A 20,830-nucleotide genomic window follows, 5' to 3' on the forward strand; every position below is an offset into this window, starting at 1 on the left:
GGGTGATACAGTGGCGTAAGCGATTTTGCAACCGAGAAGGAGGTTCGTGCATGCAACAGGAAATGAAGCTGCGCCGCCGCATCGCCGGTGGAGCGATGGCTTGCGTCCTGTCCTGCGGCCTTATGGTCCCGCAGCTGGCATTCGCCACCCCTGATTCATCTTCCAAGCAGGCCGAGGCCCAGGCGGTCCTGGCCTCGCTCAACTCCATGCAGTACCAGCTCGATCAGGCATCGGCTGACTACGGCCAGGCGCTCGAGGAGCAGGCTCAGGCTCAGCAGTCCGCCGATCAGGCTCAGGAGCGCATCGACCAGATCAACGTCGAGATCGCCGATGTGCAGTCCCGCTTGGGCGATCGCGCGCAAAGCATGTACCGCACGGGCGCCAGCTCGTTTTTGGACTTGCTGCTCGGCTCCACCTCGTTCAGCGAGTTCGCCACGAACTGGGACCTGCTGAACAAGGTCAACGATAACGATGCCGAGCTCGTGCAGCGCAACAAGGATTTGCGCACCGAGGCTCAGGAGCAGAAGGCCACGTTTGACGAGCAGTCCCGCACCGCCGCTGCCAAGGCATCCGAGGCTAAGCAGATCCAGGACGAGGCTCAGGCCACCGTTAACTCCATGCAGCAGACCTATGACGGTCTTTCGGCCGAGGTGGCAACGCTGGTGGAGGAAGAGCGTGCCGCACAGGCGGCCGCTGCTGCCGCAACCGCCCAGCAGACCGTCGACCAGTCCGCTGCTCAGGCTACCCAGCGTATGGGCATCGCCGGCGCCACGAACAACAACGCAAATGCCGGCGGCAATGGCGGTAACGGCGGCGCTGCCGATAACGGTGGCGGCAACACGTGGACCGACAACTCCGGCGACTCCGGCAACACCGGTTGGACCGATAACGGCAATTCGGGTAATACCGACAACTCGGGCGGTTCCAGCAGCTCCAGCAGCTGGGCTCCGTCTTACAACGCCTCTACGGGCAATGCCATCGTCGACCGTGCATACAGCTGCATTGGCGCGCCGTACGAGTGGGGCGGCGTCGGCCCTGACAGCTTTGACTGTTCCGGTCTGGTCAGCTATGCGCTGACCGGCAGCTATTCGCGCTACGGCACCACGTACACGTTCATGGGCATGTCCCAGGTCTCCGACCCGCAACCTGGCGACATCTGCACCAGCTGGTCGCATTGCGGCATCTACATCGGCGGCGGGCAGATGATCCATGCCCCAACCTTTGGCCAGACGGTGTGCGTTAGCTCCGTGCAGTCCGACATGATCATCGTGCGTCCCTGGTAGCGCTTCCCGCTTCAGCGGCACATCGACCAGCATGTAAACTGGCGGCGCCGAAATATCTGCAGTAAACAACGAGCCCCAAGCTGTTCCACCAGCTTGGGGCTCGTTCGCGTTTGCAGGGGTGTTGGCTCGGCAGAAATGGCTGCTTGGAGCCGGGGCTGGCGAAAGGGCGCCGACCCGATCATGCCCAGGGGGCATTCGGCCTCATGGGCAGCGGGGCATGCAACCCCGGTCGGCGCGCGCCCGCGCTTTCGCGATACCGCGTTAGCCCTCGCAGGCCTGCGTGATGAGCTTGCGCAAGGCGTCGAATCCCTCGCGCTTCTCGCTGGACGTCACCAGCATGGGAACGTCCTCGGGCAGGGCGAGCTGGCGTCGCAGCACGGACACCTGCTTGTTCTGCTGGTTGCGGGAGAGCTTATCGGCCTTCGTGAGCACCACGGCGAACGGAAGCCCCGCCTCCATGAGGAAGTTGATCATGTTAAGGTCGAGCTGCTGGGCCTCATGACGGATGTCAACCAGGCTGACCACCAGCGCGAAGTTGCGGTCCTGGTTGAAATAGCCCTCGATCAGCTCCGCCCAGCGGCCTTTCTCGGATTTCGCCACGCGCGCGTAGCCGTAGCCGGGCAGGTCGACGAAGCGGGCGCCTTCGGTGGCGAAGAAGTTGATGGTGGACGTCTTGCCAGGCTTCTGAGAGACCTTCGCCAGGCTTTTGCGGCCGAACAGGGCGTTGAGCATGGACGACTTGCCCACGTTCGAGCGGCCGGCGAACGCCACTTCCGGAAGCGTCGAGGGCGGCAGCTGCGACGAGATGCCGAACGAGCGCTCGAAGGTTACGTTGTTGAAGTTCATACGGTGCTCCAAATGGTTCGAAGTTGTGCTTGCACCATGATAGCGTGCTTCGCCCTGCGGAAATGCCCACGTCATCCGCCATCCGCAATAACCCCGCATGACGGCAAGCGGGGATTTCGAGAAATAAAGTTGCCATTGATTGACAATATGTCACCTGCGTCATACTGTTTCGAACGCAGTAGAAGTTATTGGGGTCGAACATCGCTTGACGTACGGCGACGACCAGCACAAGAAAGGACGCAGAACATGAAGTTTAAAAAGCGCGATGGTTGGATGCTCGCCGGCGGTTTCGCTCTGGGCACGCTGGGCTTGAAGGCGCTGAGCAGCTCCACGGCGAAGAAATGCTACGTGCAGGGCGTCGCCAAGGGCCTGCAGGCCAAGGCCGCCTATCAGGACGTTGTCGAGCAGGCAAAGGCCCAGGTCGATGACATCGTGGCCGAGGCAAGCTACATCAACGAGTCTGCTAAGACCGAGCAGTCCGCGGTCGACGGCGAATAGCGCGAAGACGTCGCTATGAAATATCAGATCGCAAATGAGCTTCCGGGCCGTTTGCGCGTGAAGCTGGCGGGCCCTGTCCCGCCAGCGGACTTAGATGCGCTGTATCGCGTGCTGGGTGCATGCCCCGACATCGCGAAGTCAACCGTCTATCCGCGCATCGGCAGCGTTGCCCTGACCTATAACGCCGCACCCGGCGGCCGCGCACGCGTGCTCGAGCATCTGGCGGGCATCGATGCGGCGGCCATCGCCAAGGCCAAGCAGGGGTGCGGCCTTGAGCTTGCCCCGCGTTCGCATTCCCTGCTCATGGACCTGGCGTCGCTCGTGGGCTTCCATTTCATGCGCCGTTGGTTCCTGCCCGCACCCCTGGCGGCAGCCTGGACGGTTTTCAGCTACCGCAAGTTCTTGTTCGCCGGCCTGAAGTCGCTGGCGGCGGGCCGGTTGGACGTGCCCGTGCTCGATGCGGCGGCGATCGGCATCTCGTTCGCGAAGCGCGATCCGCGCACGGCGGGGCTCACCATGCTTCTGCTCAACGTTGGCGAGACGCTTGAGGAGTACACGCGCAGCCGCTCGGAGGGCGCGCTCATCAACGCGCTGCTCGACCTGCCCGAGACCGCCCAGCTGGTGGAAGGCGACACCGAGGTGCAGGTTCCCTCCAGCTCCTTGCGCGCAGGTCAGCTCATCGCCGTACGCACCGGCATGCCCGTGTGCGTTGACGGCACGGTGGTGCGCGGGTGCGCCATGGTCAACCAGGCGGCGCTCACCGGCGAGCCGCTGGCCGTCGAGCGCACCGTCGGCGACGACGTGTTCGCCGGCACGGCGGTGGAGGACGGCGAGATCATCGTCGAGGTGAAGGCGAACGAGGGCCAGACGAAGCTGCGCACCATCATCAACCTGGTCGAGCAGACCGAATCCTACAAGTCCCGCACGCAGTCGCGCATGGAGCGCCTTGCCGACCGCATCGTGCCGTGGAACTTCCTGCTGGCGGGCATCGTGGCGCTTACCACGCGCAGCCTGGTGAAGACGTCGGCGGCCCTTATGGTCGACTACTCCTGCGCGCTCAAGCTCACCGGCTCCATTGCCGTGCTGTCGGCCATGAGCCAGTCTGCCCAGGCGGGCTTCACCGTGAAGGGCTCTCAGCACTTCGAGTCCATGGCGCAGTCCGACGTCATCGTGTTCGATAAGACGGGCACGCTGACCGAGGCCGCCCCGCAGGTGGCGCGCGTGCTTTCCCTTGACGGGTGGGATGATGACGAGGTGCTTCGCTTCGCCGCATGCCTGGAGGAGCACTTCCCGCACCCGGTGGCCCGCGCGGTCGTGCGCGCTGCCGCCGAGAAGGGCTTGGAGCACCGCGAGCGCCACGCCGAGGTGGAGTACATCGTGGCGCACGGCATAGCAAGCTCGCTTGCCGGCAAGCGCGTGGTCATCGGCTCGGAGCACTTCGTCGTGGAGGACGAGCAGGTCGAGATCTCCGAGGCGCAGAAAGAGCTCATCGCGCGGCAGACCGAGGGCCTCTCGCCGCTCTACCTTGCCGTGGACGGCAAGCTCATGGGCGTCATCGGCGTGCAGGACCCGCTCAAGGCCGGCGTTCCCGAGGCCGTCGCCGAGCTTCGCCGCCTGGGGCTTTCGCGCGTCATCATGCTCACGGGCGACAACGAACGCACCGCGGCGCGCATCGCCGCGCGCGCCGGCGTCTCCGAGTTCCACGCGAACCTGCTTCCCGAGGACAAGTACGCCTTCGTCGAGAAGCTCAAGGCGGAAGGCGCGCACGTGGTCATGGTCGGCGACGGCGTCAACGACGCCCCGGCGCTGGCGCTTGCCGACGTGGGCATCGCCATGGGGCAGGGCACCGCGGTGGCCAAGGAGGTGGCCGACATCACGCTCACGGGCGGCCAGCTCGGCTCCATCGTGGCGCTGCGCCGTATGAGCGAGGGCCTGATGGGCCGCCTGAACGGCAGCTTCAAGGAGGTCATGGTCATCAACTCGACGTTGTTGGCGGCCGGCATCGGCGGCATCATCTCCCCGCAGGTCTCCTCGCTTCTGCACAACGCCTCCACCGTCGCGCTGTCCATGCGCAACGGGAAGCGCTACGACGCATAGGCCCGTCGAGGGCCTATGGGCGCAAGCCGACGGGCGGTTGCGTGCCCAGGGCCAGCGAGCTTACCCGTCGGCATTTCGTGAAAACATGGACGAACATCGACGCCCCCGTTGCAAACGCCCGGGGGCGTTGTTATAATCCGAGGGCTGTTTTATCACACATGCGTGTGCGACCCTTCCCGCTAGTGGCCGAAATCGGTTGCGGGTGAAAGGGGATGACCGCACGCAGAGGACTAACGAATGGAGAGTGTCATGGCTAAGATCAGCATCCAGACCCTGCTCGATGCAGGCGCGCACTTCGGTCACCAGAAGCGTCGTTGGAACCCCAAGATGAAGCCGTTCATCTTCGGCGCCCGCGGTGACATCTACATCCTGGACCTCAAGCAGTCCCTCGTGGGCATGGACCAGGCTTACACCTTCGTCTCCAACGTCGCCAAGAACGGCGGCTCCGTCCTGTTCGTTGGCACGAAGAAGCAGGCCCAGGAGGCCGTCGCCGACGCCGCCAACCGTTGCGGCATGCCTTACGTCAACGCCCGTTGGCTCGGCGGCATGCTCACCAACTTCGTGACCATCCGTTCCCGCGTCACCCGCATGGAGGAGCTGGAGGCCATGGAAGCCGACGGCCGTATGGCGCTGCTGCCGAAGAAGGAGCAGATTCTGCTGCGCAAGGAGCTGTCCAAGCTGCAGCTCAACCTCAACGGCATCCGCAACATGAAGCGCGTCCCCGACGCCATCTTCGTGATCGACACCAACCGCGAGGAGATTGCCATCCGCGAGGCTCATCGTCTGAACATCCCCGTGGTGGGCACGCTCGACACCAACTGCGATCCCGATGACGTCGAGTACGGCATCCCGGCCAACGACGACGCCATCCGCTCCGTCAAGCTCCTGGCCGACTTCATCGCCGACGCCGTCGTCGCCGGCACCGGCGCCCCCGTTTCCGCTGAGGAAATGGCCGCTCCGGCCGAGGCCGAGGCTGCTCCGGCTGCCGAGGCTGCCGCTCCTGCTGCCGAATAAGCACGGGGCCTAACCCCTGGTGTTGCACGCCGTCGGTCCCCGTAGGGCGGCCGACGGCGTTCGAGGTTATTAACGGCGGAGCTCAGGCGCCGCCGCAACAAGGATAGAAAGGATCCAACGTGGCTGCTATCACCGCTTCCATGGTCAAGGAACTGCGCGAGATGACCGACGCCGGCATGATGGAGTGCAAGAAGGCGCTCGTCGAGGCCGATGGCGACATGGAGAAGGCCGTCGACGTGCTGCGCACCCGCGGTCTGGCCGCTGCCGCCAAGAAGGCCGGCCGCGCCACCAACGAGGGCACCGTCATGACCGTCCTGGCCGATAATGCCAAGTCCGCTGCCGTCGTCGAGCTGAACTGCGAGACCGACTTCGTGGGCATGAACGAGAAGTTCAAGGCCTACGCTGAGAAGCTGGGTCGCGCCGCTCTGGCCGCCAACGCCGCCGACGTCGAGGCCCTGCGCGCCTCCACCTTCGAGGGCGAGCCCGTCGAGGACATCCTCACCGACGCCATCCACGTGCTGGGCGAGAACATCCAGCTCCCCCGTGCCACCACCGTCAACGCCGGCGGCATCGCCTCCTACATCCACGGTGGCGGCAAGATCGGCGTTCTGGTGACCTTCGACGTCGAGGGCATCGACCCCGCTTCCGAGGGCTTCCAGGCTTACGGCCGCGACGTTGCCATGCAGGTTGCCGCCGCTTCCCCGGTGTCCGCCAACCGCGAGTCCGTGCCGGCCGAGGTCGTCGAGCATGAGATGGGCATCTACAAGGCTCAGGCTGCCGAGTCCGGCAAGCCCGAGGCCATCCAGGAGAAGATTGCTACCGGCCGCATGGAGAAGTTCTACAAGGAGAACTGCCTGACCGAGCAGGCCTTCGTCAAGAACCCCGACCAGTCCATCAACCAGTACACCGACGAGTGCGCCAAGAACCTGGGCGGCACCATCAAGGTGACCGGTTTCGTGCGCTGGGCTCTGGGCGAGACCGCGTAACCCACGCTTTTCGCCACATAGCCAGCGAATCGCAAACGCTGCGGGCCGCTCCTTCGCCTTGTATCCGCTCTAATGCTGCGACATCGGCCGTCGATGCCGCAGCGGTAGCGGACGCAAGGCTCGGGGCGACCCGTTTTCCTTTCTCGGGCCATTATCGCTTCTGCGCGTCCGCGAATGCGTTGATACGTTTGCTTTCATCGTGAAGGCCCGCCTTGCGCGGGCCTTCGCTTTATAATGGGCTTTCGCAATCTAGTTCATCCAGGGGGGTTTGCATGTCTGAGAAAGAGATCATCGTCGTCGAGGGCAACAACGTCCTTTCCGGCGAGGTGAGGGTTTCCGGCGCGAAGAACTCGGCTTTGAAGCTCATCGCCGCCTCGCTTTTGGGCCAGGGCGCCTCAACGCTGCACAATGTGCCCCTTATCAGCGATATCGTCGTCATGTCGGAGGTGCTCGAGTGCCTCGGCGCCACCGTCGAGCGCGACGGCCACACCATGGTTATCGACACCGCTCAGGTCACGTCCCATGAAACACCCTACGAGCTGGTGTCGAAGATGCGCGCGTCCATTAGCGTGCTCGGCCCGCTGGTGGCGCGTTTCGGCCAAGCGCGCGTGGCCATGCCCGGCGGCTGCCAGATCGGTGCCCGCAAGATCGATATGCACCTGGTGGGTCTTGAGGCCCTGGGTGTGGAGTTCACCGTGGACCACGGGTACCTGAACGCCTACACGCCCAACGGCCTGCACGGCGCCGATGTCACGTTGGAGTTCCCCAGCGTCGGCGCCACGGAGAACTGCCTTATGGCCGCCGTTACCGCTCATGGCATCACCTGCATCGAGAACGCCGCGCGCGAGCCTGAGATCGTCGATTTGGCGAACATGCTCAACGCCATGGGCGGCAAGGTCAGCGGCGCCGGTTCGTCCATCATCCAGGTGGAGGGCGTGCCGCTTGAAAGCCTGCATCCCTGCGAGCACACCACGGTGGGCGACCGCATCGAGGCCGGCACCTTCTTGGTGGGCGGTGCGCTCACGGGCGGCCCGGTCACGGTGCGCGGCATCGACCCGTCGTACCTGCATATGGCCATCATGAAGCTGCGCGCCATGGGCTGCTGCGTCGAGGCAGGGGAGGATTGGATCACCTGCAGCCGCAACCAACCGCTGCAGCCCACCGATATCCAAACGCTTCCGCATCCGGGTTTCCCCACCGACCTGCAGGCTCAGTTCATGCTGCTGTGCAGCTTGGCCCACGGCACCTCCATGGTCACCGAGAACGTCTTCGAGAACCGCTTCATGTTCGCCAGCGAGCTGGCGCGCATGGGCGCCGATATCACCATCGAGGACCATCATGCGCTCGTGCGCGGCGTCAACGACCTGCAGGGTACCGACGTGTCCTCCACCGACCTGCGTGCCGGCGCGGCGTTGGTGCTGGCGGGCATCGTGGCCGAAGGCGAAACCCGCGTGCACAACATCAAGCACATCGACCGCGGCTACGAGGACTACTGCGGCAAGCTCTCCCAGCTCGGCGCGAACGTGTCGCGCCGCCAGGTTGGCGCGGCCGAATAGCCGGACGGGAGCGTCATGGTCAGGAAACGCAAGGACATCACGCAGATCAACTCCAAGCTCACCTCGCGCCGCATGCGCAGCGCTACCTTGGGATCGCACGTCCCCAGGGTGCGCCCGGCGCATATGAACGCCGACCAGGTGGGTTTCTCCAGCCCGCGTAGGCAGAAGCGCGCGCAGCGCGGCTACGTGAGCAACGTCATGCCCAGCGCCCAGGGCCCGCGAAGCCGTACCGGTTATGCCCGAGGGCTCGAGTTCTCGCCGGGGGTCAAGCGCCGCACGCTCGCGAAGCGCGTAGGCATCGCCGTGGCGGTGGTTGCCGTGTTGGCGGCTGTGGCCTACGGCGTGGGCTCGTTCACCCTCATGGGAAACCTTAACGGCAAGCTGGCGCTCAAGGATTCCGATGCTGCCAAGGCGCTTACTGCTGTGAAGTCCGGCGATCCGTTCTACACGCTCGTCGTGGCCGAGCTCGATACCCCGGGCATGCCGAACTCCGCCGAGGGCCCCGATGCCCTAGCCCTGGTGCGAACCGATTCCTCGGGCAAGAACGCCTGTATCATCAGCATCCCCGCCGATGTGCAGGTGTCGCTGAAGGACGGCAAGTATTACCCCATCAGGCAGGCGAGCGTGCGCGAGAGCGATGCCAGCCTGGTCAGCGCCGTTGCCAGCTTCGCCGACGTGAAGATCTCGCATGTGGTGAAGATCGACGCGCCCGGCCTGGTGCAGCTGGTGGACACGCTCGGCGGCGTGGATGTGGACCTTTCCGAAGAGGTGGACGACCCCAATGCCGGCAGCGTGTACTTGCCTGCAGGCGCTCAAACCCTCACCGGCGAAGGCGCTCTAACGCTGGCGCGCGCCACGAACTTCTCCTCGCCAAGGCAAACCCAGGCGGAAAATCAGCGCAAGCTGCTCGAGGCGGTGTCGTTGCGCATGGTGTCGGGAGGCAAGTCCAGCTTGGTCGGCCTGCTCGACCAGCTGCAGGGCGCCTTCGGCACCGACATGGGCTCAAGCGATGCGCTGTCTTTGGCCGAGAGCCTCAAGGGCATGAGCGCCGACTCCGTCACGGGCGCCCTCGTGCCGGGCTACGTCACGCAAAGCGACGGCCAAGATGTGTTCGCGGTTTCGAACTCCTCATGGACCGAGATGATGGACCGCGTCGATTCGGGGCAGGAACCCGCCGAGCAGACGCAGGCTGCCACCACCGACCCCGGAAGCTTTACCATCACGCTCAAAAACGGCGGCGGCATCACGGGTGCGGCGGCCTCCATGGAGTCCACGCTCACTTCGAAGGGCTTCAAGGTCTCGGAGACGGGTAACACCGACACCTCCGTGTACAACGAAACGCTGGTCATCTACAACACCAGCGACGCGCAGCCGGCCGCGCAGACCGTGCTCGATGCCATGGGGGTGGGTCGCTTGGTGCAGAACACCGGCGCCTATTCGTTCGGCACCGATGTGCTGGTTATCCTCGGCAAAGACTGGAAACCATCATCGTAACCCCATCCAAACGCCCGATGGCCCCATCGGGCGCTGTGGTAGAATCGCTCATGATGAACAAAAGACCGAAAGGCAAAGGAGAACCCCATGGTTGAGAAGACCGATGTTGCAGCAGTGCTCGAGCTCATCCGACCCAGCCTGCAGGCTGACGGCGGCGACGTGAAGCTCATCGACGTCGACGAGGACGGTGTGGTTACCGTCGAGCTGCAGGGCGCTTGCAAGGGCTGCCCCATGTCCCAGATGACGCTGGCAAACGGCGTCGAGCGCATCCTCAAGGAGCGCGTGCCCGGCGTCACCCGCGTGGTGCCGGCGGTCATGTAAGCAGGTAAACATCAGGTAAGCAGGCGGAGAAGGGAAGCGGAAGGCATGAAGTGTTGGGAGTTGCGCGGTTGCTACGAAGATGCCGAGATGAACGGCCGCTGCCCGCATAACATTCCCGGCGAACCGTGCCCCGCAGATTGCCACTTCGCCGCCTGCTTCCGTCCCACCCACGTGGTGTGCACCGATTTCGGCAAACTGCTCAACCCCAGCCGCGATTTCGACGCGGCGGTCAAGGAGATCTGCCGCTTCTGCGAGTTCTTTTTGGAGCACGGGCCGAGCACGGCGGATCGCGTAGACGAAGGCCCCACCCGTCAGGGCAATCCGAACAGGTTCTTGCTCTAAGGACGTTTCAGTGGAGGCCGTGAACATGTATGCCGCGTGCCCTAGCTGCGGGTGCGGCACGTTCGATATGGCGCGATACCGCGCCATTATGGTATTGGGCCCCGAAACGGCCCTGTTCACCCTAGATTGCCCCAAGTGCGGCGCGCAGGTTCAGCTGTTGCGCGCCATCCCCGGCGCGCTTCGTGAAGAGGTTAGGGCAAGCGCCCAACAGGTTGGCGCAGGGGGCTTGAACTAAGGTATCCTTTTCTCCGTTCGACTGCTATGGAACGGAGCTTTTCCCATGTTAAACGAGATATATCGCATGCTCGACCCGGTGGCGTTCGCCGTCGGGCCTTTTGTTGTGCGCTGGTACGGCATCGCCTATGTGGCAGGTTTCGTGTGCGCGGCGCTCGTGCTGTGGCAGGTGGCGAAGCGCTGGAAGGTGCGGGTGGATGCGGACAGCCTGTTCACGGTGGTGCTGTGCGCCATCGTGGGCGTGATCTTGGGAGGACGTCTAGGTTACGTCCTTGTCTATGGCGATGGCTACTATTTCTCCCATCCCGCCGAGATCTTGGCGTTCAGCCATGGCGGCATGAGCTTTCATGGGGGCCTTATCGGCGCGCTGCTCTCGGGCATCGTCGCGGCGCGCTTCACCGGCATCCCGTACCTCACGCTTGCCGATATGGGCTGCATCGCGGCGCCCATCGGCTTGTTTTTCGGCCGCTGCGCCAACTTCGTGAACGGCGAGTTGTGGGGCGCGCCCACCAGCTTGCCCTGGGGCGTGGTGTTCGGCGGTACGGCGGGCGTGATGCCGCGTCATCCCTCGCAGCTCTACGAGGCCCTGCTCGAGGGCGTCGTGTTGTTCTGCGTGTTGTACATCCTGTCGCGCAAGCAACCGCCGCGTCCGCAGGGGACGTTTCTGGGCGTGTTCTTGGTGGGCTACGGCTTGTTCCGCTTCCTTATCGAGTTCGTCCGCCAGCCCGATGCGCAAATCGGCTACCTGTGGGGAGGGTGGCTGACTATGGGCCAGGTCCTCAGCGTGCCGCTCATGGTGGCGGGGGCATGCGCCCTTGTTTATGCCGTTCGCGTTAAGAAACCGCAAAAAGGGCTTCCAGAAATGATACAAAAGCAGTAACATATAGGTACGCAACAGACGGGATGCGGGAGCGTAACGGGTTGGCTAACATCTACCCACGCGCCCTCCGCGTTCGCAAGGCGCTATCTATACTGAGAGCAACGGCACCACGGGGGTTGCCGTTGAAACCTGAGAGGGGTTTACCATGGACGTCAAATTCTTCAAGTGCATGCATTGCGGCAACGTGGCTATCAAGCCGTTCGACCAGGGCGTGCCCATGTCCTGCTGCGGCGAGAAGATGGTCGAGCTTCGCGCCAACGACACCGATGGCGCCAAGGAGAAGCACGTGCCGCAGGTCGTCGTCGACGGCTCCACGGTTCACGTGAAGGTGGGCGAGGTCGCCCATCCCATGACGCCTGAGCATCTGATCGCGTTCATCGTGCTCGTCACCGAGAAGGGCTACCAGATCGCCCCGCTCACCGCGCAGGACGCCCCTGAGGCAACCTTCGCTCTGGCCGCCGGCGATACGCCGGTGAAGGCGTACGAATACTGCAACCTCCACGGCCTGTGGGTCAAGGAGGTCTAGCACCCGGGCAACGCGCGCGAAAAGGACGGACCCGCAGCGGGTATGCTGCGGGTCCGTTTTCGTCTCGGCGTGCGTTTCCGCATGGTGCCCGCTGTTTTTTCGCGGAGATTTTTGCGATGAGTCTAGCGCAAAAGTGGGGTTTTCCGATTGCCGATAAATCGCAGCCGTTTAGCGGTATAGTTTTTCATTATGTGAGACGAAAACCGCAACGGTAAGGTGGCTGCATGGCAAAGCGAACGAAGATTGTATGCACCCTTGGCCCGTCCGTCGACAGCGAGTCGACGCTCAAAGGGCTGATCAACGCGGGTATGGATATCGCCCGCTTCAATTTCTCGCACGGCTCGCATGATGAGCAGCGTGCGCGCATGGACCGTTTGCGCAAGGTCCGTCGCGAAATGGACAGCCCCTGCGCCATCTTGCTCGACACGAAGGGCCCGGAAATCCGCACGGGCGAGCTGGCGGGCCATAAGCCGGTGCAGCTTATGGCGGGCAACTCGTTCACGTTCACCGAGGCGGCGGTCGGAGGCAACGATCGCGTGGTCAGCCAAACCTGCAAGGGCCTGGCCGATGTCGTTTCTCCCGGCACGGTCATCCTGGTCGACGACGGGCTCATCGAGCTTGCCGTCGATAGCGTCGAGGGCGGCGACATCCATTGCACCGTGCAAAACTCCGGCATGCTCGGCGAGCGCAAATCCATGAACCTTCCCGGAACATCGCTGCCTCTGCCGGTCATGACCGACCAGGATCGCGCCGACCTGCTGTTCGGTATCGAGCAAGGTGTCGACTTCATCGCTGCGTCTTTTATCCGCGATGCCGCGGGCGTGCGCGAGATGCGCGCGTTTTTGAACGAACACGGCGGCTCCGACATCATGTTCCTCTCGAAAATCGAATGCCACGAGGCCGTTGAGAACATCAACGAGATCATAGAGGCGTCCGACGGCATCATGATCGCCCGCGGCGATTTGGGCGTGGAGGTTCCGGCATATAAGGTGCCGCATATCCAGAAGGAGATCATCCGCGCCTGCAACCGCGCGTCGAAGCCCGTTATCACGGCAACGCAGATGCTTGATTCCATGATCCGCAATCCTCGTCCCACGCGTGCCGAGGTGGGGGATGTGGCCAACGCCATCTACGACGGCACCGACGCGGTCATGCTGTCGGGCGAAACGGCGTGCGGCCAGTACCCGGTTCCCGCCGTGCAGATGATGGCCCGCGTCGCCGAGGCAAGCGAGCCGTACCTGTTCGACGAGCGCTTCCCCGATCGCACGCGCGTCGCCGCGCGCGTGGCTCTGGCCGTGGGCCTTGCCGCCGTGCAAACCGCCGAAACCGTCAACGCCGCCTGCATCGTGGCACCCACCATGTCGGGCCGTACGGTGCGCTTGGTGTCCAATCTGCGCCCGCGCGTTCCCATTTACGCGGTCACGCCGTCGGAGCGCGTGATGCGTCAGCAGCAAATCCACTGGGGCGTCGTGCCCATGCTCGGCGATGTGCAGGGCGATATGCGCAGCGTCGTGGACAATGCGCGCGATGCCGTGGTGTCGAAGGGCCTTCTGCGCCCGGGCGACGTCGCCGTGTTCACCGCGGGCGATCGCTCTACCAGCCCTGTGGTGTCCAAGGGCCCTGACGGCGCGGAGTCCGTCGCAGCCACCAACGTCATGTACGTGGTGCAGATCCGGGAAAACGATACAACCAAACAAAAGGGAGGGAAGTAATGCCGCAGCAGCGTTACTACCTCGCCATCGACATCGGGGCGTCAAGCGGGCGCCACGTGCTCGGTAGCGTGAACGGAAACGGCGTCATCGAGCTCGAGGAGGTGCACCGCTTCGACAACGTGCAGGTGCGCCGCCGCGGGCACGATTGCTGGGATATCGACATGATCTGGGAAAACATCCTGATCGGCTTGGAGAAATGCCGCGAAGCCGGTAAGATCCCCGAGACGATCGGCATCGACACCTGGGGCGTGGACTTCGTCTTGGTCGATGCGCAGGGCCGGCTCGTCGGCGACGCGGTGGCGTATCGCGACGCGCGCACCAGCGATGTCGCCGCCGATGTCGATGCGGGCATCGGCCTGGAGAGGCTCTATCGCGTCACGGGCATCCAGCGCCAAGCGTTCAACACGGTTTACCAGCTTGCGGCGCTCTCGCGCGAGCATCCCGAGGAGCTTGAGGCGGCCGATCGCTTCCTCATGGTGCCCGAATACCTGAACTACCTGCTCACGGGCTGCATGGTGAACGAATACACCAACGCCACCACCACGAACCTCGTCAACGCGCGCACCTGCACGTGGGACCCGTTCGCGCTTGAGGCGGCCGAGGCCCCCGCGCGCCTGTTCGGCGATATCGCCATGCCCGGCACGGTGGTGGGCGGGCTTACACCCGAGGTGCAGCAGCGCGTGGGCTTCGACGCCCAGGTCATGCTGCCCGCCACGCACGACACGGGTTCGGCGTTTCTGGCGGTGCCCGCGCGCGACGCGCAGGCGGTCTACCTCTCAAGCGGCACGTGGAGCCTGCTCGGCGTTGAGCACGAGGGCCCCATCACCTCCGATGCCAGCAGGTATCAGAACTTCACGAACGAGGGCGGCTACTTGAAGCGCTTCCGCTTCCTGAAGAACATCATGGGCCTGTGGATGATCCAATCCATCCGCCGCGAGCTCAACGGCGTCAGCTACGTCGCCGGCAAGGGCGCCGAGCTCAAGCGCGCTGCGAAAGAGGTCGGCTTCGGCGAGCTGGCTGATGCCGCGCGCGCCGAGCAGCAGCTGCACCCCGATGCCCCTGTCTCGCACGTCAACGTCAACGACGATCGCTTTCTGGCTCCCGCGTCCATGATCGAGGAGATCAAGGCTGCCTGCCGTGAGACGGGCCAACCCGTTCCCGACACCGTCGGCGAGCTGATGCGCTGCGTGTACGAGAGCCTGACGGGCTGTTACGCCGATTCCATCAACGAGCTGTCGGCGCTGACCGGCCGCACGTACACCTCCATCAACATCGTCGGCGGGGGATGCCAGGACACCTACCTCAACGAGCTGACGGCCCGTGCCTGCGGCATCCCCGTGTTCGCCGGCCCCATCGAGGGCACCAGCCTGGGCAACCTTATGGTGCAGATGATCGGCGATGGCGTCTTCGCCGATCTCGACGAGGCGCGAGAGGCCATCCGCCGTTCGTTCGACGTGGTGGAATATCAGCCCGAATAACCCGTGTGCGCAGGGCCCGCCGCGCGTCGGCTCTGCGCACCCGAATCGGTTCACCGCCGCAACGCGGCTTGAACATAGCAATTCATCCAAGATAGGAGCGCACATGAGCACAGCTTACGAACTGGCACGCGAGGCATATGCCGCCGAGGGCATCGACACCGAGGCGGTCCTGGCGAAGCTGGCCGGCAAGGCGATCTCCGTCAACTGCTGGCAAGGCGACGACGTCATGGGTTTCGACCAGAAGGACAACGCGGCTTCCGGCGGCATCATGACCACGGGCAACTACCCGGGCCGCGCCCGCACCTTCGAGGAGCTGACGGCCGACTTCGAGAAGGCGTGCAGCCTCATTCCCGGCAAGAAGCGCATCAACCTGCATGCAAGCTACGCCATCTTCACCGATGAGAACCCTTGGGTCGACCGCGATCAGATCGAGTACAAGCACTTCGAGCCCTGGGTGGCATGGGCCAAGGAGCACGGCTACGGCATCGACTTCAACCCCACGTTGTTCAGCCATCCCATGGTCAAGGAGGGCCTGACGGTCTCCTCGCCGGACAAGGATGTGCGCGACTTCTGGATCCGCCACTGCATCGCGTGCCGCAAGATCGCCGAGCGCATCGGCGAGGAGCTTGACGACATGGTGCTCAACAACTTCTGGATCCCCGATGGCCTGAAGGACTACCCGGCAGATCGCTTCGGCATGCGTGAGCGCCTGCGCGATGCGCTCGACGAGATTTACTCCTTCGAAACGCCGCACGTGATCGACGCCATGGAGCAGAAGGTCTTCGGCATCGGCGTCGAGGGCTTCACCACCGGCAACCAGGAGTTCTACGTGTCCTATGCCGCGAAGAAGGGCGGCAACCACGTGGTGCTCATCGACGCCGGCCACTTCAACCCCATGGAAAACATCGCCGACAAGCTCTCCAGCTTGCTGCTGTTCTTCCCGTACGTGCCGCTGCACGTCACCCGCTCCATGCATTGGGACTCCGACCACGTGGTGCTGTTCGATGACAACATCAAGGAGATCGCCGGCGAGATCGTGCGCTGCCCGGACGGCTGGGACAAGGTCATCATCGGCCTCGACTTCTTCGACGCGTCCATCAACCGCATCGGCGCCTGGGCGACCGGCACCCGCGCCATGGAGAAGAGCCTGCTGTTCGAGCTGCTGCAGCCCGTCGAGCGCCTCAAGGAGCTGCAGGATACGTATCGCTTCTCCGAGAAGATGATCGTCACCGAGCAGTTCAAGACCATGCCGTTCGGCGCCGTGTGGGATGAGTACTGCCGTCGCGAGGGCGTGCCGACCGATGGCGGGCTGTGGGCTCCCATCAAGGCCTATGAGGACGAGGTGCTCTCCGGCCGCGCGTAGGCGGGCAGCCCTTCACGTTCAATGAAAGCAAGTGGCGGGTGTGGAACGCGCATTCGCGCCCGCCCGGTCCGCGCCGTAGTTCCCGGCGCATGATGGAAAGGTAGGAACATGGGTATTTTGGATAGCGCGCAGGACGTGCTGGGCCGTGGCGCGCAAGCCGCGCAGGGCGTGCTCGACAAGGGCGTCACCGTTGCCAAGGGCGCCGTTTCGGGCGTGGCCGTGGAGCAGCAGCCGTTTATGAAGGCGTTCGTGCGCCTGTGCACCGATGGCTGGGACCAGGGCTGGCACGAGCGCAACGGCGGTAACCTGACGTATCGCCTGACCGATGAGCAGGTTGGCGCGTGCCGCCCGTTCTTCTACGACAACCCCTCCAGCTGGGTGTCCATGGGCGTGCAGGCCGACAACCTGCGCGGGGCGTTTTTCGCCACCACGGGCTCGGGCCGCTACATGCGCAACGTGCAGCTCGACCCTGCGGCCAACGTGGGCATCGTCGAGATCAACGACGCCGGCGACGCATGGCGCATCGTGTGGGGCCTGAAGGACGGTGGCGTTCCCACCAGCGAGTTCCCCACGCACTTCATGAACCATAGCGTCCGCGTGGCCGCCACCGATGGCGCCTGCCGTGTGATCTACCATGCGCATCCGCAGAACGTCATCGCGCTGTCGTTCATCATGCCGCTTGATGCGCGCACCATCACGCGCGCCCTGTGGAAGGCCATGACCGAGTGCATCGTGGTGTTCCCGAAGGGCGTAGGCGTCGTGCCGTGGATGGTTCCGGGCGGCTCCGAGATCGCGCAGGCCACCTGCGAGCTCATGAAAACCTACGATGCAGCCATCTGGGCGCAGCATGGGTTGTTCGTGTCCGGCCCTGATTTCGACACGGCGTTCGGCCTTATGCATACCATCGAGAAGGCCGCGGCCATCTACGCCGAGGCCCGTATGCTCAACGGCGGCAGCGACGAGTTCCGCAACACCATCACCGACGACGGCCTGCGCGCCATCGCCCGCGATTTCAAACTCGACATCAACGAAAGCTTCCTGGACTAGCGCAGCTGCCGGCCATAGGAACAAGTGAAAGGCGAATCGATCATGGCAATGTCTCAGGAGCGCAAGGGCACCATCGCGGTGTCGTTGACGAACTTCCTGGATTCCGGGTGCATCGTGGCGTCGTCGGTGGCGCTGACGGCGTGGGCCGCCGCATTCGGTTTCGGCTCGATGTGGACCTCTATTCTGGGCGCTATCGGCGCGAACGCGTTCGGCGCCGCTATCGGCGCGCTTATCGGCGGATTTCTGACCGACAAGTACGGCCGCACCATCATCTACCGCTACAACCTGCTGGTATACGCCATCGGCGTGGCAATCGCCATGTGCGCCATGAACCTGCCCATGGTGGTGGTGGGCGTGGTGCTCTCCGGCCTGTCGGTGGGAGCGGGCGTCCCTGCTTCGTGGAGCTACATCTCCGAAACGTCCACCTCGACCAAGCGCGCCGCGAACATCGGCATCAGCCAGTTTGCATGGAGCTGCGGCCCGGCCATCATCTTCCTGCTGTCCTTGGCCTTGTCGTTTGCGCTCCCTGGTTTCGCGGCCGACGGTAAAACGTTGCTGCCCGCTGGAACTTACGGTCCCTTCGACGGCCTGCTGTCCACGCGCATCCTGTTCCTGGTGCTGCTCGTGGTGGCCCTTGTCGCATGGAATCTGCAGCGCCAGCTGCAGGAGTCCAAGGATTGGGCGGAGAAGCAGAGCGACGCGACCGAGCACGAGTCGTTCGGCCGCATGATGGCCAACGCGCTGAAGAACCCCGTCAACGTCAAGACCATCGTGTTCCTGGTGGCCGTGTACCTGACGTGGAACCTGGCGGCTGGCACCAACGGCCAGTTCATGCCGTATCTGTATGCCGCTGCCGGCAACCTGGATTCGGTGGGGCAGAGCCTGCTCGGCGTGGTGCAATGGGTGCTTGTGGCCGTCTGCTCGCTGGCGGTGTTCTCCAAGCTGGGCGATAAGGTGCCGCATCGCGTGCTGTTCGGCGTCTCGGCGCTGCTGGCGCTGGCCTCGTGGGTGTGCATCGCCATCTTCGGCGCGGCGCTCAACAACGGCGCCACCGATTCCATGGGCTGGTGCCTGTGGGCTTACGTCATCCTGTGGGGCGTTTCGGCGGGCTTCTCGGCGCAGTGCTTTTACGCGCTGTGGGGAACCGAGCTGTTCCCGACGCGCTATCGCGGCGGCGCGCAGGGCATCATGTTCTTCCTGGTGCGCGCGGCGCTCGGCATCTGGTCGCTCGTAGGCGTCGGCGCCATCATGGGCGACATCTCCACCAACCCCGCCGGGTTCTTCCCGGCTGCGCTCATCATGTGCGCGGTGCTGGTGGTGTCCCTCGTGGTCGGCGTGGTGTGGTGCCCGGACACGCAGGGCAAGACGCTCGACCAGATCACGGAAGAGCGTTACGGCAAGCTGCAGTAACGTTTTCGCTGCATGCCCGGGCGCGCCGCCCGGGCATGCGCGTTTCGCAGCACGTACGCATCGGCAGGGAAGGGCCCGAAGCCTTCCGTCCATCCCGGCGCTGCCGCAAACTCCGGCATACTGCGTTTCGCAGCACGTACGTACGGTGCGCACAAGGGGCGGGCAATCCCGGGTCCGTGCGCGACTGCGCGCCCATATCCGCAACGATAACGAAAGGAAAAGGCGATGACCGTACGTAAAACCGCAGAAGGCCGCACCATCAGCGGCTTCAAGATGAAGCTGTATCCCGGGTTTGCCGAGGAGTACGAACGCCGCCACAACGAGCTGTGGCCCGAGATGGCCGACATGCTCCACGAGTACGGCGGGCACAACTACAGCATCTTCATCGATGAGGAGACCAACATCCTTTTCGGCTACATCGAGCTCGACGATCCCGAGCGTTACGCGGAATCGGCCGAGACCGAGATCTGCCGGAAGTGGTGGGATTTCATGGCCAGCGTCATGGAGACCAACGCCGATAACTCGCCGGTAAGCGTCGACCTGCCGTGCGCGTTCCATCTGGATTAGCGCACGCCTCGGCAGCATCGCGGAAATCGTGATAGAGGGAAGCCCGCAAGACCCTCTCCATATCAATAGGTAAGCGCCCGCAACCTGGCTTGTGTGCAGGTTGTGGGCGCGAATCGTTCAGGCAGGTTTTTCTTGAAACCGCACATTCAGGCTCGTATAATATCCAGTTGCGTCTGGTGACTTATGGATACACCCGGGCGCGTGGATTGACGGAGTCGGTGCGTTCGGCCTCAAACGAGCGTGCTTGGGCAATCGCCATATCCACATCTGTAGGAAGGATCTCCGGTGCATGGTGAGGCATGCGAGCGGAAATCCAGATCGAAAGGTTTGAAATGGGAGTCAAACAGTACAGGCCGACTAGCCCCGGTCGTCGCTTCCAGACGGTTTCGGACAAGGCCGAAATCACCTGCGACAAGCCGGAAAAGTCCCTGCTTGCGCCGCTGAACAAGAAGGCGGGTCGCAACAACCACGGTCACATCACCGTCCGTCACCAGGGCGGCGGCGTGAAGCGTCGTTACCGCATCATCGACTTCAAGCGCAACAAGGACGGCGTGCCTGCAAAGGTCGCTACCATCGAGTACGACCCGAACCGCTCCGCTCGTATCGCTCTGCTGCACTACGTTGACGGCGAGAAGCGCTACATCCTTCACCCGAAGGGCCTGAAGGTCGGCGACATGATCGTTAGCGGCACCGATGTGGACATCAAGCCCGGCAACGCCATGCCGCTGTCCTGCATCCCCGTCGGTACGCTCATCCACGCTGTCGAGCTGCAGCCCGGCCGTGGCGCCGCGCTTGCCCGCTCCGCCGGCACGAGCATCCAGCTGATGGGCAAGGAAGGCAAGTACGCCATCCTGCGCATGCCCTCCTCCGAAATGCGCCGCGTGCTGCTCACCTGCCGCGCCACCATCGGCGAGGTCGGTAACGCCGAGCACTCCAACATTACGATCGGCAAGGCCGGCCGTAATCGTTGGCGTGGCATCCGCCCGACGGTTCGCGGTACCGTCATGAACCCTGTGGACCATCCCCACGGCGGTGGCGAAGGCAAGAACAAGACTTCTGGCCGTCACCCTGTCAGCCCCTGGGGCGTTCCGACCAAGGGTCATCGTACGCGCAACCCGAAGAAGGCCTCTAGCCGCCTGATCATTCGCCGTCGCAAGAAGTAGCGCTAAGCGTTAA

General features: G+C 63.9%; 20 protein-coding genes. 19 read left to right on the top strand and 1 reads right to left on the bottom strand.

What is annotated here, in order from left to right; translation table 11 throughout:
• Positions 1–50 precede the first annotated feature (50 nt).
• Positions 51–1,283, top strand: coding sequence for a coiled-coil domain-containing protein (locus SFHG_RS02170; RefSeq protein WP_042432827.1), 1,233 nt, complete (start codon positions 51–53; stop codon positions 1,281–1,283).
• Between the two features lie 261 nt (positions 1,284–1,544).
• On the opposite strand, the gene yihA is transcribed toward SFHG_RS02170, so the two are convergent.
• Positions 1,545–2,129 (bottom strand): ribosome biogenesis GTP-binding protein YihA/YsxC, encoded by a 585-nt coding sequence (yihA, locus tag SFHG_RS02175; RefSeq protein WP_042432830.1) that lies wholly within the window; start codon positions 2,127–2,129, stop codon positions 1,545–1,547.
• A 246-nt stretch (positions 2,130–2,375) separates the two neighbouring features.
• Between yihA and SFHG_RS02180 the strand changes: the two genes are divergently transcribed.
• From SFHG_RS02180 to rplB, 18 genes are all read left to right on the top strand, one after another.
• The gene (locus tag SFHG_RS02180) at positions 2,376–2,627 is read left to right on the top strand and encodes a DUF6110 family protein (protein ID WP_042432833.1); all 252 of its coding nucleotides are present in this window, start codon (positions 2,376–2,378) and stop codon (positions 2,625–2,627) included.
• A gap of 15 nt (positions 2,628–2,642) precedes the next feature.
• Entirely contained in the window at positions 2,643–4,724 is a 2,082-nt protein-coding gene (locus SFHG_RS02185; RefSeq protein ID WP_042432836.1) for a heavy metal translocating P-type ATPase, read from the top strand.
• 249 nt (positions 4,725–4,973) lie between these two features.
• Positions 4,974–5,738, top strand: coding sequence for a 30S ribosomal protein S2 (rpsB, locus tag SFHG_RS02190; RefSeq protein WP_042432840.1), 765 nt, complete (start codon positions 4,974–4,976; stop codon positions 5,736–5,738).
• A 119-nt stretch (positions 5,739–5,857) separates the two neighbouring features.
• Positions 5,858–6,724, top strand: a complete 867-nt coding sequence (tsf, locus tag SFHG_RS02195; RefSeq protein WP_042432842.1) for a translation elongation factor Ts — start codon at positions 5,858–5,860, stop codon at positions 6,722–6,724.
• A 272-nt stretch (positions 6,725–6,996) separates the two neighbouring features.
• Positions 6,997–8,280 (top strand): UDP-N-acetylglucosamine 1-carboxyvinyltransferase, encoded by a 1,284-nt coding sequence (murA, locus tag SFHG_RS02200; protein ID WP_042432844.1) that lies wholly within the window; start codon positions 6,997–6,999, stop codon positions 8,278–8,280.
• A gap of 15 nt (positions 8,281–8,295) precedes the next feature.
• Complete coding sequence (locus SFHG_RS02205; protein ID WP_042432845.1) at positions 8,296–9,774, top strand: LCP family protein; 1,479 nt, start codon at positions 8,296–8,298, stop codon at positions 9,772–9,774.
• An 87-nt stretch (positions 9,775–9,861) separates the two neighbouring features.
• A complete protein-coding gene (locus tag SFHG_RS02210; protein ID WP_042432847.1) occupies positions 9,862–10,095 on the top strand; it encodes a NifU family protein in 234 nt (77 codons plus the stop codon).
• Positions 10,096–10,140: 45 nt separating this feature from the next.
• The gene (locus SFHG_RS02215) at positions 10,141–10,437 is read left to right on the top strand and encodes a hypothetical protein (protein WP_042432850.1); all 297 of its coding nucleotides are present in this window, start codon (positions 10,141–10,143) and stop codon (positions 10,435–10,437) included.
• 10 nt (positions 10,438–10,447) lie between these two features.
• Positions 10,448–10,672, top strand: a complete 225-nt coding sequence (locus tag SFHG_RS02220; RefSeq protein WP_202898042.1) for a hypothetical protein — start codon at positions 10,448–10,450, stop codon at positions 10,670–10,672.
• Between the two features lie 45 nt (positions 10,673–10,717).
• Positions 10,718–11,551, top strand: a complete 834-nt coding sequence (gene lgt / locus SFHG_RS02225) for a prolipoprotein diacylglyceryl transferase (RefSeq protein ID WP_042432852.1) — start codon at positions 10,718–10,720, stop codon at positions 11,549–11,551.
• Positions 11,552–11,696: 145 nt separating this feature from the next.
• A complete protein-coding gene (locus SFHG_RS02230) occupies positions 11,697–12,077 on the top strand; it encodes a desulfoferrodoxin family protein (RefSeq protein WP_042432855.1) in 381 nt (126 codons plus the stop codon).
• A 224-nt stretch (positions 12,078–12,301) separates the two neighbouring features.
• Positions 12,302–13,789, top strand: a complete 1,488-nt coding sequence (gene pyk / locus SFHG_RS02235; RefSeq protein ID WP_042432858.1) for a pyruvate kinase — start codon at positions 12,302–12,304, stop codon at positions 13,787–13,789.
• Entirely contained in the window at positions 13,789–15,267 is a 1,479-nt protein-coding gene (gene rhaB / locus SFHG_RS02240; RefSeq protein WP_042432861.1) for a rhamnulokinase, read from the top strand. Before pyk ends, rhaB begins: the two co-directional genes overlap by 1 nt.
• 103 nt (positions 15,268–15,370) lie before the next feature.
• Positions 15,371–16,630 (top strand): L-rhamnose isomerase, encoded by a 1,260-nt coding sequence (locus SFHG_RS02245; protein ID WP_042432864.1) that lies wholly within the window; start codon positions 15,371–15,373, stop codon positions 16,628–16,630.
• Positions 16,631–16,738: 108 nt separating this feature from the next.
• Complete coding sequence (rhaD, locus tag SFHG_RS02250; protein ID WP_081468884.1) at positions 16,739–17,677, top strand: rhamnulose-1-phosphate aldolase; 939 nt, start codon at positions 16,739–16,741, stop codon at positions 17,675–17,677.
• Positions 17,678–17,719: 42 nt separating this feature from the next.
• A complete protein-coding gene (locus tag SFHG_RS02255) occupies positions 17,720–19,087 on the top strand; it encodes an MFS transporter (protein WP_052297784.1) in 1,368 nt (455 codons plus the stop codon).
• A 225-nt stretch (positions 19,088–19,312) separates the two neighbouring features.
• A complete protein-coding gene (rhaM, locus tag SFHG_RS02260) occupies positions 19,313–19,654 on the top strand; it encodes an L-rhamnose mutarotase (RefSeq protein ID WP_042432867.1) in 342 nt (113 codons plus the stop codon).
• Between the two features lie 332 nt (positions 19,655–19,986).
• On the top strand, positions 19,987–20,817 hold the full coding sequence (rplB, locus tag SFHG_RS02265; RefSeq protein ID WP_042433633.1) for a 50S ribosomal protein L2: 831 nt from the start codon (positions 19,987–19,989) through the stop codon (positions 20,815–20,817).
• Positions 20,818–20,830 lie beyond the last annotated feature (13 nt).

Origin of the sequence: Senegalimassilia anaerobia JC110 (genome assembly GCF_000236865.1) — a bacterium.
GTDB lineage: Bacteria > Actinomycetota > Coriobacteriia > Coriobacteriales > Eggerthellaceae > Senegalimassilia > Senegalimassilia anaerobia.

What these genes read in the sequence shown, in the direction of transcription:
- rplB (WP_042433633.1), top strand. Translation starts at nt 19,987, where the DNA reads ATGGGAGTCAAACAGTACAGGCCGACTAGCCCCGGTCGTCGCTTCCAG.
- SFHG_RS02255 (WP_052297784.1), top strand. Translation starts at nt 17,720, where the DNA reads ATGGCAATGTCTCAGGAGCGCAAGGGCACCATCGCGGTGTCGTTGACG.
- SFHG_RS02210 (WP_042432847.1), top strand. Translation starts at nt 9,862, where the DNA reads ATGGTTGAGAAGACCGATGTTGCAGCAGTGCTCGAGCTCATCCGACCC.
- rhaM (WP_042432867.1), top strand. Translation starts at nt 19,313, where the DNA reads ATGACCGTACGTAAAACCGCAGAAGGCCGCACCATCAGCGGCTTCAAG.
- rpsB (WP_042432840.1), top strand. Translation starts at nt 4,974, where the DNA reads ATGGCTAAGATCAGCATCCAGACCCTGCTCGATGCAGGCGCGCACTTC.
- SFHG_RS02230 (WP_042432855.1), top strand. Translation starts at nt 11,697, where the DNA reads ATGGACGTCAAATTCTTCAAGTGCATGCATTGCGGCAACGTGGCTATC.
- SFHG_RS02205 (WP_042432845.1), top strand. Translation starts at nt 8,296, where the DNA reads ATGGTCAGGAAACGCAAGGACATCACGCAGATCAACTCCAAGCTCACC.
- pyk (WP_042432858.1), top strand. Translation starts at nt 12,302, where the DNA reads ATGGCAAAGCGAACGAAGATTGTATGCACCCTTGGCCCGTCCGTCGAC.
- SFHG_RS02185 (WP_042432836.1), top strand. Translation starts at nt 2,643, where the DNA reads ATGAAATATCAGATCGCAAATGAGCTTCCGGGCCGTTTGCGCGTGAAG.
- SFHG_RS02245 (WP_042432864.1), top strand. Translation starts at nt 15,371, where the DNA reads ATGAGCACAGCTTACGAACTGGCACGCGAGGCATATGCCGCCGAGGGC.
- rhaD (WP_081468884.1), top strand. Translation starts at nt 16,739, where the DNA reads ATGGGTATTTTGGATAGCGCGCAGGACGTGCTGGGCCGTGGCGCGCAA.
- SFHG_RS02215 (WP_042432850.1), top strand. Translation starts at nt 10,141, where the DNA reads ATGAAGTGTTGGGAGTTGCGCGGTTGCTACGAAGATGCCGAGATGAAC.
- lgt (WP_042432852.1), top strand. Translation starts at nt 10,718, where the DNA reads ATGTTAAACGAGATATATCGCATGCTCGACCCGGTGGCGTTCGCCGTC.
- murA (WP_042432844.1), top strand. Translation starts at nt 6,997, where the DNA reads ATGTCTGAGAAAGAGATCATCGTCGTCGAGGGCAACAACGTCCTTTCC.
- rhaB (WP_042432861.1), top strand. Translation starts at nt 13,789, where the DNA reads ATGCCGCAGCAGCGTTACTACCTCGCCATCGACATCGGGGCGTCAAGC.
- SFHG_RS02180 (WP_042432833.1), top strand. Translation starts at nt 2,376, where the DNA reads ATGAAGTTTAAAAAGCGCGATGGTTGGATGCTCGCCGGCGGTTTCGCT.
- SFHG_RS02170 (WP_042432827.1), top strand. Translation starts at nt 51, where the DNA reads ATGCAACAGGAAATGAAGCTGCGCCGCCGCATCGCCGGTGGAGCGATG.
- yihA (WP_042432830.1), bottom strand. Translation starts at nt 2,129, where the DNA reads ATGAACTTCAACAACGTAACCTTCGAGCGCTCGTTCGGCATCTCGTCG.